The sequence below is a fragment of the Flavobacterium sp. UM26 genome (assembly GCF_057922445.1).
Genome location: NZ_JBVHCY010000003.1, coordinates 235334 through 247915, shown reverse-complemented (window position 1 = coordinate 247915; position 12582 = coordinate 235334). Strand labels below are relative to the sequence as shown.

The 12582-nt window shown below is 39.2% G+C and carries 9 protein-coding genes; 8 read left to right on the top strand and 1 reads right to left on the bottom strand.

Annotated elements, in window-relative coordinates:
- The first annotated feature begins 4 nt into the window (after positions 1–4).
- The 8 genes from ACZ1AQ_RS05465 (at position 5) to ACZ1AQ_RS05430 (ending at position 10782) form a co-directional block, all read left to right on the top strand.
- Positions 5–1660 carry a RagB/SusD family nutrient uptake outer membrane protein gene (locus tag ACZ1AQ_RS05465; protein ID WP_489631937.1) on the top strand — a complete coding sequence of 552 codons (1656 nt, stop codon included), beginning with the start codon at positions 5–7 and terminating at the stop codon, positions 1658–1660.
- 163 nt (positions 1661–1823) lie between these two features.
- Positions 1824–2723, top strand: coding sequence for an alpha/beta fold hydrolase (locus ACZ1AQ_RS05460; protein WP_489631936.1), 900 nt, complete (start codon positions 1824–1826; stop codon positions 2721–2723).
- Entirely contained in the window at positions 2724–3683 is a 960-nt protein-coding gene (locus tag ACZ1AQ_RS05455; RefSeq protein ID WP_489631935.1) for a DUF4861 family protein, read from the top strand.
- Positions 3684–3703: 20 nt separating this feature from the next.
- A complete protein-coding gene (locus ACZ1AQ_RS05450; RefSeq protein WP_489631934.1) occupies positions 3704–4891 on the top strand; it encodes a glycoside hydrolase family 88/105 protein in 1188 nt (395 codons plus the stop codon).
- A gap of 3 nt (positions 4892–4894) precedes the next feature.
- The gene (locus ACZ1AQ_RS05445; RefSeq protein ID WP_489631933.1) at positions 4895–6517 is read left to right on the top strand and encodes a glycoside hydrolase family 43 protein; all 1623 of its coding nucleotides are present in this window, start codon (positions 4895–4897) and stop codon (positions 6515–6517) included.
- Positions 6518–6527: 10 nt separating this feature from the next.
- On the top strand, positions 6528–8537 hold the full coding sequence (pelA, locus tag ACZ1AQ_RS05440; RefSeq protein WP_489631932.1) for a pectate lyase: 2010 nt from the start codon (positions 6528–6530) through the stop codon (positions 8535–8537).
- 159 nt (positions 8538–8696) lie between these two features.
- Positions 8697–10043, top strand: coding sequence for a glycoside hydrolase family 28 protein (locus ACZ1AQ_RS05435; RefSeq protein ID WP_489631931.1), 1347 nt, complete (start codon positions 8697–8699; stop codon positions 10041–10043).
- A 7-nt stretch (positions 10044–10050) separates the two neighbouring features.
- The gene (locus ACZ1AQ_RS05430) at positions 10051–10782 is read left to right on the top strand and encodes a rhamnogalacturonan acetylesterase (protein ID WP_489631930.1); all 732 of its coding nucleotides are present in this window, start codon (positions 10051–10053) and stop codon (positions 10780–10782) included.
- 71 nt (positions 10783–10853) lie between these two features.
- On the opposite strand, the gene ACZ1AQ_RS05425 is transcribed toward ACZ1AQ_RS05430, so the two are convergent.
- Positions 10854–12527 (bottom strand): formate--tetrahydrofolate ligase, encoded by a 1674-nt coding sequence (locus ACZ1AQ_RS05425; protein WP_489631929.1) that lies wholly within the window; start codon positions 12525–12527, stop codon positions 10854–10856.
- Positions 12528–12582 lie beyond the last annotated feature (55 nt).

The following is a 12582-nucleotide window of genomic DNA, read 5'->3' as shown; positions in this document are numbered from 1 at the left end:
CAAAATGAAAAAAGTAATAGTAATTTTAGGAATACTGGCCCTCTCGCTTAACGCTTGTTCCTCATTTATAGAAGAAGATAATCGCTCTTTCGCTGCTGCCGAAGAATATTTCTTAACAACAGCTGGATTTGAATCCCTAGTGAATACAAATTATTCGATGCTAAAAGACATTTACGGTGGAGATCCGTGGTTGTTTGAGGCTGGAACCGATATGTACTCTGAAGGAAGGAATATGGAACCCGACGGCTTGAGCAAATACCTCAACCTTAATCCAACCTCACAAGGAGTTGACCAACTGTACAGAACATGCTATGCTGCAATTCAACAAGCCAACAAAGGTTTGTATTATGCCAACATAACTGCACAAAGTCCTAACTTGAATACTCGAATAGGAGAATTAAAATTCTTAAGAGCCAATGCCTATTTCTTATTGGTACAAACCTACGGAGGCGTGCCAATTGTTTTAGACAATATCAATACCGCTATTTTGGCTTTTGACAGAAATACCGCAGAAGAAGTATACACCCAAATTTTGAAAGACTTAAATGAGGCTTTGCCAGCAGTGAGCACTGGAGCATATACAGGAAGAGTAAACAAAAGAGCCGTTCAAAACTTACTTGCAAAAGTATACTTAACAAGAGGTTATGAAACTTTTGGTACCGCTGCTGATTTTACTACTGCAGCCTCATTAGCAGACCAAGTTATCAATGGTCAACCATTGAACGTTTCTTTTGATAATGTGGTAAAACCTGGCAACGAAATGAACGCCGAAACCATATTCTCAGTACAATTTTCTGCTGCTACCAATGCAACAGGAGTTACTACGCTAGGAAACGCGCAATGCTACTATTTTGGCCCCTATCTTGGCCCAGCTGCAACAGGTAATCCCTACCCTAACAGAAGTTATACCCTATTGCCAACTGTTTATGCGCTTTCATTATATGAAAAAGGAGATAAAAGATGGGAAGGTACTTTTATGACCGAAATTTATTCAAGATATTATGCCTTTTATGAAGTGGCGGATAAATCGGCTTTAAAAATTACAGACTTCTATGAGCCAAGTTGGTTTACAACTGCTGATAGAGCTGCTTGGAAAGCCGCAAACGCCTCAAGATATCAAAATGCAGCGACATTTAGATACCATAACTGGGGAACTTATTCTTCGTCGTCTAACGTAAGTGCTGATTACGCAACTATTCCGGTCCGCAAGTTCGATGATCCAACAGCACCTTACGGAACAGCTACCAACAACAGAGTAAGCACTCGTGACTTTATCATTTCGCGTTTGGGAGAAACGTATTTAGTTGCCGCAGAAGCCTATCTTAAAGCTGGAAACACCGTAAATGCTTTGGCTAGATTAAATGAAGTAAGACGTAGAGCTGGTGGTGGAACAGCAGGTGTAATTCCGGTATTGACTTCAATCGATATCAATACTATTCTAGACGAGAGAGCCAGAGAATTACTAGGGGAATACCACAGATGGTTTGATTTAAAACGTACAGGTACTTTGGTGACCAGAACCGTTTTACACAATCCAAAAATTACCAATGCAAGTGTTTTTAATGGACTAAATGGCAATCTTAAAATCCTAAGACCAATTCCACAAACGGTACTGGATTTAAACAGAAGCAACAATTATCCACAAAACCCTGCATATTAATTTTTTTTATTGGTTTAAGCTTTTGTTTTAGTTATTAGGAGTTTGGTGTAATCATACCGAACTCCTTTTTTAAGTGAAACGCCAAGTTCATTTTCATAAAATTCGTCGTGAAGCAGGCAAAAGCAAAACCCAATAAATAATACCAAAACAAATAATAACCCGTATGAAAAGCTTTTTTATACTACTCGTTTTTCTACCCATCCTACTAGGAGCACAAACGCCTTTTCCAAAGGATACCTCCTACACAATCTCGAGTACGTATCAAAAAGAAAAAAAGAAATTCCCTTTTATTAGCATTGCCAAAACTTTGCACAATGATAATATTAAAACCGAAAAACAAATCGTTTATCAACAAACAGCAACTCGAAAGCTTCATCTAGACACCTATTTATTCCAATCCCCAAAAAAACTTCCCATCGTAATTCTGTTACACGGTGGCGGATGGAAATCAGGTGATAAATCGCAGATGGAACCCCTAGCAACTGCAATTGCTGCAAAAGAATACCATTGTTTTGCCATTGAATATCGATTATCGCCAGAAGCGAAATATCCTGCTGCTTACAATGATGTAAAAGAAGCTATCGCTTTCCTTATCAAAAATGCCTCTCGTTTTAATAGTAATCCAAATAAAATAGCCATTTTGGGCTGTTCTTCAGGAGGGCAACTGGCCGCTTTACTTGGTACCACTTCTCCAAACGAAATACAAGCCATTGTTGATTTAGATGGCATTCTAGCTTTTCATCATCCAGAATCTGAAGAAGGAAAAATCGCCGCCGAATGGTTGGGAGGAACCTATGAAGAAAATCCTAAAAACTGGATAGCAGCCTCGGCACTCACCCACACCAACAAAAACACACCTCCCATTCTTTTCGTGAATAGCCAATGGAATCGATTTCACGCAGGAAGAGATGATATGATTCGAATTTTAAACCAATATGGAATTCACAGTGAGATAAAAACTTTCGAAAATTCGCCACATTCTTTCTGGTTTTTCAATCCGTGGTTCGAAAAAACCGTAACTTTTACAACCCAATTTCTAGATAAAATACTAAAACAAGAATAAATGAAAACACTACAGCTACTAGCTTGTTTAGCCCTAACCGGAATCTACCAAGTCAATGCCCAAACTTCGAATATAAAAGCCAAAACCTACGCTGAAATCTCTGTAAAAGAAGGCGGAAAATGGGAAGGAAGAAAATACATCGGTGGTACGTTCAAAAATGTTCAGAAATTAAAACTAGCTCCAGAACATACCGATCATTCGTTTGATATTCGCTACGAAGGCCCAGGCTGGGAAAGCAACAAAATTGGCTATCGTTTGTACCTAGATTGGAGAAATGCCATTGACATTTTTGGAAAAAAAACAGAAGCAATCGTTTTGCCACAAGTGGGGCAGGATGGTTTTGACTCCTATCACGAAATGAGCGATTGGGGTGCCGACATCCTGAAAGCTGGAAAAGGAATTGGAATTGGCTCCATAGATCGCTATCTAAACAACGAAAGATTACATTTTTATGAAGTGGATTCAACCCTTGCACAAGTAGAGAACAAATCCAAATCTTCGGGTGTAATTATCCAATACTACGGTTGGAAAACAGCGGGAGAAAAAATTGATTTTACCTCTAAGCTTACAATTACTCCAAACCAACGCCATACCCAACATACCATCCAAGCATCTAAAGCAATTAGTGGTATTTGTACTGGAATTGTAAAACAAAAAAACACAGAATCCTTTAAAAAAGTAAGTCAAAACAAAAAATGGGCGTACCTCGCTACTTATGGCACTCAATCGTTAATTCCAGACCAACTGGGTATGGCCATTTTTTACGAAGTGAATACTGTAGAAGCTGAAGTAAGCGCAGAATTCGATCATCTTTTAGTTTTTAAACCTTCAACCCAATCTATAACGTTTTACTTTTTAGGTGCTTGGGAACAAGAAAAAGACGGAATTAAAAATAAAGAAGCTTTCCTAAACTACTTGGATGAAAAACTAAACGAACTCAACAAAAAAGGCAAAATTTAATTGTAAAGAGTAGATAAATTATGAAAAAAAATAACTTCAACTCCCTTGTTGTAATTCTCCTAGTACTGTTTGGTGGCAATATCCTTAATGCACAAACCATCTCCAAAAAACTAAAATGGTCAGAACGTATGGCCGAAACCGTAATGCTACAACACAAAGAATCGTATATGATTGATCATGCGACTTCTCCAAAATGGGATTACGTTCACGGATTGGTGTTGACTGCAATAGAAGAATTGAATAAAAAACATCCCAATCCAAAATATACCGAATATATAAAATCGTATGTAGACAAACTCATCCAAAACGACGGAACTATCGATAGCTACAAATTCGAATCGTACAATATTGATATGGTGGTTGCTGGTAGATTGTTGTTTGATATTTATGCTAAAACCAAAGAAGAAAAATATCTAAAAGCATTACAAACGCTCAGAAAACAAATCGAGGAACAACCCAGAACTCCTAGTGGTGGATTTTGGCATAAAAAAATATATCCTAACCAAATGTGGTTGGACGGATTGTATATGGGAGAGCCTTTTTATGCACAATACACTATGACTTTTGAAAACGGAAAAAGTTTAGACGATATCGCCAAACAATTTGAACTCATTCAAAAAAATGCACGTGATCCAAAAACTGGATTATTGTATCACGGTTGGGACGAAAGCAAACAAATGCCTTGGGCCAATAAAACGACTGGGACGTCTCCTAATTTCTGGTCTCGTTCTTTGGGTTGGTACGCTATGGCGTTGGTTGATGTCTTAGATTATATGCCTAAAAGTCATCCAAAACACAAAGAATTAGTCAACTATTTGAACCAATTGGCTACAGCATTAACTCCCTTTCAAGATGGTTCTGGACTTTGGTACCAAGTAACCGACAAAGGAGCTGTAGTTGGAAATTATTTAGAAGCCTCAGGAACAGCTATGTTTGCTTATGCTTTCGCGAAAGGAGCCAACAAAGGATATTTACCCAAAAAATATAAAAAAATCGCTCAAAAAGCCTTTGATAGTATGACCCAACAATTGATTAAAATTGGTGCGAATGGCGAAGTAATTATCACTCAAGCTTGTGCTGTGGCTGGTCTTGGTGGAAATCCCTATCGAGATGGCTCGTTTGAATACTATGTAAACGAAAAGAAAAAAGACAACGATCCAAAAGCAACCGGTCCCTTTATTCTTGCTGCCTTAGAATTAAACCGATAAACAATGAACCTTAAAATCAGTTTCTTATTCCTCATTTTAAGCGTTTCTGTATTAAGAGCGCAAGAAATAAAAAACGGCTTTCTATCGCAAGTTTGGGTGGCCGATTTGGGCAATGGAAACTATCAAAATCCGATACTCCACAGCGACTATTCAGATCCTGATGTCATTAGGGTCAATGAGGATTACTATATGACGGCTTCATCCTTTAATTGTATTCCGGGTGTGCCAATTCTGCATTCTAAGGATATGATTAACTGGACCATCATAAATTACGCCCTTCAAAAACAACCGCCTTTTGAGGTGTATGACCAACCGCAACACGGTAATGGCGTTTGGGCACCTTGTATTCGGTTTCACAATAATGAATTTTATATTTACTATCCAGATCCCGATTATGGTATTTATATGGTCAAAACCAAAGATCCAAAACAGGCTTGGTCTGCTCCCGTCTTAGTCAAGGAAGGAAAAGGATTAATTGATCCGAGTCCGCTTTGGGAAGAAGATGGAAAAGTATACCTCACCTACGCTTTTGCCGGTAGTCGTGCGGGTATCAAAAGTATTTTGGCGCTTTGCACGCTCAATGCAGAAGGAACTTTGGCCAACAATGATGATGTCATTTTGTTTGACGGTCACCCGAATGACACTACTGTTGAAGGTCCAAAATTCTACAAACGCAACGGATACTATTACATCTTTGCTCCTGCAGGGGGTGTGGCTACGGGTTGGCAATTGGTATTAAGGTCCAAAAAGGTATACGGACCTTATGAAAAAAAAGTAGTACTCGAACAAGGCAACTCAAAAATCAATGGACCTCATCAAGGTGCGTGGGTACAAACACAAAAAGGAGAAGATTGGTTTTTCCATTTTCAGGATAAAGGAGCTTATGGAAGAATCGTGCATTTACAACCAATGATTTGGAAAAACGACTGGCCAATAATCGGAACCGATACCAATGGGAACGGCATTGGTGAACCTGTGAGTATTTTCAAAAAACCAAATGTAGGTAAGACATTCCCAATACAAACTCCCGCAGAAAGTGATGAATTCAGCGAACCAAAATTAGGATTACAATGGCAATGGCACGCCAATCCAAAAGTAAGTTGGGGCTTTCCTTCTACTCTTGGCTATTACACCCTGTTTTGTCAAACTAAACCCAAAAACAGCACTAATTTATTCGATATCGGAAACTTGTTATTACAAAAAATTCCGGCCGAAAATGCCACCATCACAACCAAAATAACCTTCAATGCAAGAGCCGACGAAGAACAAACAGGCTTGCTCGTAATGGGGTTGGATTACAGTTATCTCAAAATGAAAAAACTTGGCAACAGCTATTGGCTATCACAAGTGACTTGCCTCGGCGCAGACAAAAAAGGAATCGAAAAAGAAAGCCAAAGCTTAGCCCTACAAAGCAATACCTGCTACTTAAGAGTTCAAATAGCCGCTGGTGGACAATGCCTTTTTTATTACAGTGAAGACAATCAAAAATTCCTGCCAATCGGAACGGCTTTTAGTGCCAAAGAAGGAAAATGGATTGGCGCAAAAATTGGCTTTTTAGCCCTGCGAAACGAAACGACCAACGATGCTGGAAATGTAGTTATCGATTGGTTTAGAGTAACAAAATAAAGCACAAAAAATGAAGAAAATAATTTTTGTTTTATGTATCTGCGTCGGAAGTTTATCCTACGCACAAGTCTTGAATAAAAGCTGGAAAGCCATTACCGAAATGAAAGAAGGTCCTTGGTTTAGCAGTCCAGAAGCCAAAGCCATTGCCGAGAATGTTTTGTTGTACCAACGCTCTATTGGCGGTTGGCCGAAAAACATCCAAATGCAAAAAAGCCTAAGCGAAACCGAGAAAAAAAAGCTACTCTCTGAAAAAGACAGCACAGACGAAATCACTATTGACAATGGGGCGACTTACCAAGAAATGGTATTTTTATCCAAAATGTACCGCCAAAATCCCGACGAACGCTATCAAAAAGCGTTTTTATTGGGTCTAGATTACTTGCTCAAAGCACAATATGCTAATGGTGGTTGGCCTCAGTTTTTCCCTAAGAAAAAAGGCTATTACACCCATATCACTTTCAATGATGATGCAATGGCCAATCTACTTTTTATGTTCAAAGAATTGAAAGACAAAAGCGATTATTTTGCCATAAAACCCTCAGATGCTTTGGTCAATCAAATCAAAGTTGCCTTCGACAAAGGCATTGATTGCATACTAAAAACACAATACAAACAAAACAATATCTTAACCGCTTGGTGCGCACAACACGACGAAGTAACTTTGCTTCCTGCAAAAGCCAGAGCCTATGAATTGCCTTCGTTGAGCGGAAAAGAATCGGCAAAAATTGTCTTGCTCTTAATGGCTATCGAGAACCCTTCACCAGAAATCATTCAAGCCGTAAAAAGTGCGGTAACTTGGTTTGAAACCACCAAAATAACGAATTTAAAAGAAGAACGAATCCTAAATGATGCTGGAAAAATTATCGATAAAAAAATGATTGCCACCGAAAATGCCGAGCCTATTTGGGCCCGATTTATGGAGCTTGACACCAACGAACCTTTCTTTTGCGACCGAGATGGTATCAAGAAAAAAACAATAGAAGAAATTGGTTCCGAAAGACGAAACGGCTACGCTTGGTACACGAACGAACCCAAAGAAGTACTAAAAAAATATCCCAATTGGCTGAAAAAAATCCAAACAGAGGAACCAAAAAAAAAAGACCAACAACCACTAACCAATGAGAATTATTTTGTGGTCGATGCTAACAGCTCTGGGAACTTTACTAAAATTCAAGACGCCATAAATGCGGCTCGTTCCTATCCCGACCAACGCATTATAATCTATATCAAAAACGGAAAATACTACGAAAAAGTAAAAATCCACGCTTGGAACACCAAAATTTCCCTCCTTGGTGAAAGCAAAGAAAACACCATTATCACTTTTGACGACCACTTCAAAAAAATGAATATGGGGCGAAACAGTACCTTCCACACCTACACCGTTTTGGTAGAAGGAAACGATTTCATCGCTCAAAATTTAACCATCGAAAATAGTTCGGGCGAGGTCGGACAAGCAGTTGCGCTCAATGTCAACGCCAATCGGGTAAAAATTGAAAACTGCAATCTCTTGGGCAACCAAGACACGCTATACACCTCAGGCGAAGGAACCAAAAACTATTTCAAAAATTGCTACATCGAGGGCACTACTGATTTTATTTTTGGCGATGCCACGGTTTTGTTCGAAAACTGTACGCTACACAGCAAAAAAGATTCCTATATCACCGCAGCTTCAACGCCTCAGGACAGCACTTTTGGCTACGTTTTCAAAAATTGCAAACTCACGGCAGACGCTAGTGTCAAACAAGTCTATTTGGGCAGACCTTGGCGCATCTATGCGAAAACCGTTTTCATCGATTGTACGATGAATGCCCATATTCTGCCGCAAGGATGGCACAATTGGTCAAAACCCGAAGCCGAAAAAACTAGCTTTTATGCCGAATACAACTGTTCCGGCCTAGGCTTTCAACCCCAAAAAAGAGTCCCGTGGTCGCATCAACTCACCAAAAATGAAGCTAAAAAGTACACCATAGATAACATTCTTAGTGACAAAATCAAAGATTGGTATGTAACTGCTAAGTAATTAATTTTTAGAAGCAGCAACAACGGGAGTTTCAGGAAACAAAGTCCCGCTATCCGTTCCACCCGAGCGATAGCGAACTGGCGAAGCAATCGGAACTAGCAGCCAAGAAATTATTCTCTTGGTTTCAACCTTTAAAACAAAATAATAAATGCCATCAAAATGAAAAAATACCTTCTTTTCTTTGTCTGCATCAGCCTCAGTGGTTGGGCACAAAACGCACCTTTTCCCACAGAAAAAGTCAATGCTATCCTAAATCGTATCGTTTTACCCAACATTCCTCCATTCACCATAAAAGTAACCGCATTGGGAGCCAAAGGAGATTCGACAAGCAATGCAAAGCCCGCTTTTGATAAAGCAATGGCACTTTGCAAAAAGAAAAACGGCGGAACAATCATTGTCCCAAAAGGTGTCTATACGCTACACGGACCGCTTCATTTTGTGAGCAATGTTCGCTTGCATTTAGAAGACGGTGCCAAAATCCGATTTGGCTATAATCCAAAAGATTATCCGCTGGTGTTAACCAGTTGGGAAGGTACAATGCTATACAATTACAGTCCGTTGATTTACGGAAATGGATTAGAAAACATAGCCATCACCGGAAACGGCACTATCGATGGAGAAGCCAAAAACACTTGGATAAAATGGAAACCGCTAGAAAAGAAAGACCAACTTTTGAGTAGAGAAATGAATCATCAAAATGTGCCCATCATAGACCGAGTTTTTGGAGAAGGACATTACCTACGACCGCAACTCATTCAATTCATCGACTCCAAAAATATTCTTATCGAAAATGTTCAAATCGAAGATGCGCCGTTTTGGTGCATTCATTTGTTAAAAAGCAAAAGCATTATAGTTCGTGGTTTAAAATACAAAGCATTCAATAACAATAACGACGGAATCGACCCCGAATATGCTAGCGATGTCCTAATCGAAAACATTTCTTTTGATAATGCCGATGATAATATTGCCATAAAATCAGGTAGAGACCACGAAGGAAGAGCCAATAGTGTCACTCCAAGTCAAAACATTGTCATCCGAAATTGCAGTTTTAAAGGCTTGCACGGAGTAGTGTTGGGCAGCGAGATGTCGGCTGGAATTCAAAACATTTTTGTAGAAAACTGCAAAACGATTGGCTACCTCAAAAGAGGCATTTACCTAAAAACCAATGCCGACCGTGGTGGCTATATCAAAGATGTTTTTGTAAACAATCTGCAACTCGACGAGGTAGAAGATGCTTTGCATATTACCTCCAACTATCACGGCGAAGGCAGTGGTTATGCTTCAAGCATTAGCAACATCAATTTTTCGAATATCGTTTGTAACAAAGCATCACAAACCGGCATTGTGATTCAAGGTTATCCCGATTTAAAAATAAAAGATATTTTTTTTAATAACATTCATATCCAATGGGCCAAAAACGGCATTTCAAGTCAAAATGCTGAAAATGTTGTGCTGAACGAAGTCACTATTGGAGAAAAAGCAAGTATACCAACTTCTGTAAAATAAGATTAAAATGAAAAAGTACTTCCTACTAATTGCCTGCATCACCCTAAGCGGTTGGGCACAAAAAACTACTATTTACACCATAGGCGATTCGACTATGGCCAACAAAGTCGCACCAGAACAAAACCCCGAAAGAGGATGGGGACAAATGCTTCCGTCTTTTTTTTCAGATAATGTAATCATAGACAACCGCGCCGTCAATGGTCGAAGCACGCGCAGTTTCATTGATTTAAAATTATGGGATGCGGTGTACAATTCACTCAAAAAAGGAGATTATGTGTTTATACAATTTGGTCATAACGATGGCAAAGTCACCGACCCAACTCGTTATACCAATCCACACACCAGCTACCGACACAATTTGATTCGTTTTGTAGAAGAAACTAGAAAAAAAGGAGCCACTCCTATCCTATTCTCTTCCATAACCCGAAGAACCTTCAATGAACAAGGCGTTTTGATTGACTCTCACGGCGATTACACTCAAGAAATGAGACTAGTTGCACAAGAATACAAAGTGCCTTTTATCGATATGCAATACTACACGGAACTTTTGGAAGAATCCTATGGAGTAGAAAAATCAAAAGAATTACATCTGCACTTTGCGCCGGGAGAAAATAGCTATATCCCAAAAGGAATCGATGACAACACCCATTTATCAGTAAAAGGAGCCACAGAAATTGCTAAAATTGCCGCACAACAAATCAAAGCACTCAACATTCGCTTGTCTAAAGAAGTGAAATAAAACAACCAATCCTTATTACAAAAACAAAAGAATATGCCATCTCACGAGATGGCATATTTATATCATATAGTTTATGACAATCCCGAAATGACTCCATTATCATCAATATCGATTCGGGTAGCATTTGGGAGTTTGGGTAAGCCTGGCATACGCATGACATCGCCTAGCAATGGAATAATAAAACCAGCGCCACTGGCAAATTCAAATTCACGTACAGTAACCGTAAAACCAGTGGGTCGACCAATCATTTTTTCATCGTCAGAAAAGCTGGCTGGCGTTTTGACCATACAAATTGAAAAATGCTCAAAGCCTAATTCCTTAATGCTTTGCAATTGTTTCTTGGCCAAAGCCGAATAAACAACCTCATCTGCACCATAAATTGTCGTGGCAATCGTTTCAATTTTCGATTCAATCGATGCTGTGCTTGCATACAATGGTTGGTAATTGGCACTTGCAGTTGCTACTTGCTCCACAATTGTTTGAGCTAATTTTTCGGCTCCTTTGCCTCCATCCGCAAATGCAGTGCTGACAACAGCTTTTACCCCTTTTTGGGCACACAACTTAATCAGTACGTCATATTCTTCTTGTGTATCCGCAGGAAAAGCATTGATACAAACTACTGGTTGTATACCAAACTTTTGAATATTTTCTATATGCTTTTCTAAATTACAAAAGCCTTTATTTATGGCGTTAACGTTGGGTTCTTTACATTCTTCTGCTGTTAAGCCTGCGTGATGCTTAATGGCTTTTAATGTCGCCACTAAAACCACTGCATCAGGTCGCAATCCGGATTGTTCACACTTGATATGCAAAAATTTTTCGGCTCCCAAATCGGCACCAAAGCCAGCCTCGGTAACAACATAGTCGCCCAAAGACAATCCCATTTTGGTAGCAATTACTGAATTGGTTCCTTGCGCAATACTCGCAAAAGGACCTCCGTGAATAATGGCTGGATTTCCTTCGATAGTTTGTACCAAATTTGGCTTGATAGCATCTTTCAGCAAGGCGGCCATTGCTCCTACCACTTTCAAATCTTTAGCAAAAACAGGAGTGCCTTCTACCGTTTTTCCCACATAAATATTTCCTATGCGTTTTTTCAAATCAGCAATGTCTTTGGCCAAACATAAAATAGCCATAATTTCAGAGGCAGGTGTAATGTTGAAATTTTCCTCACGCATCACTCCGTTTCCTTTGGCACCGACACCAATTACTATCTGACGCAAAACGCGATCGTTCATATCCATAACGCGTTTCCAAACAATGGCTTTCGGGTCTAACTGCAAATGAGTTTCAGGGTATTGCAAATGATTATCAATGATAGCAGAAAGTAAATTATTAGCCTTTTCAATCGCAGAAAAATCACCTGTAAAATGAAGATTAATATCCTCCATTGGCAATACTTGAGCATAGCCTCCGCCAGCTGCTCCACCTTTCAAACCAAAAACAGGCCCCAAAGAAGGTTCTCGTAAAACCGCAATAGCTTTTTGACCAATACTATTCAAACCATCAGTCAAACCTATAGTCATTGTCGTTTTGCCTTCGCCGTATTTGGTTGGCGACATAGCCGAGACCAAAATTAATTTCCCTTTAGGTTCTTGCTGCTGCAAATGCAAGGGCAATTTGGCTTTATATTTTCCATACAACTCCAAATCATCTTCATTTATGCGTAATTTTTTCGCAATGTCTTTTATTGAAGAAATCTTGCTTTTTTGAGCAATTTCTATGTCGGAAGGAAATAATTTCATAAGAATTGAATTGGTTTTTGTTTTTTATGTAAAAATAAACCAAATCCAAAACATA

Coding starts and splice junctions, on each gene's coding strand:
- ACZ1AQ_RS05465 (WP_489631937.1), top strand. CDS start 5: ATGAAAAAAGTAATAGTAATTTTAGGAATACTGGCCCTCTCGCTTAAC.
- ACZ1AQ_RS05460 (WP_489631936.1), top strand. CDS start 1,824: ATGAAAAGCTTTTTTATACTACTCGTTTTTCTACCCATCCTACTAGGA.
- ACZ1AQ_RS05455 (WP_489631935.1), top strand. CDS start 2,724: ATGAAAACACTACAGCTACTAGCTTGTTTAGCCCTAACCGGAATCTAC.
- ACZ1AQ_RS05450 (WP_489631934.1), top strand. CDS start 3,704: ATGAAAAAAAATAACTTCAACTCCCTTGTTGTAATTCTCCTAGTACTG.
- ACZ1AQ_RS05445 (WP_489631933.1), top strand. CDS start 4,895: ATGAACCTTAAAATCAGTTTCTTATTCCTCATTTTAAGCGTTTCTGTA.
- pelA (WP_489631932.1), top strand. CDS start 6,528: ATGAAGAAAATAATTTTTGTTTTATGTATCTGCGTCGGAAGTTTATCC.
- ACZ1AQ_RS05435 (WP_489631931.1), top strand. CDS start 8,697: ATGAAAAAATACCTTCTTTTCTTTGTCTGCATCAGCCTCAGTGGTTGG.
- ACZ1AQ_RS05430 (WP_489631930.1), top strand. CDS start 10,051: ATGAAAAAGTACTTCCTACTAATTGCCTGCATCACCCTAAGCGGTTGG.
- ACZ1AQ_RS05425 (WP_489631929.1), bottom strand. CDS start 12,527: ATGAAATTATTTCCTTCCGACATAGAAATTGCTCAAAAAAGCAAGATT.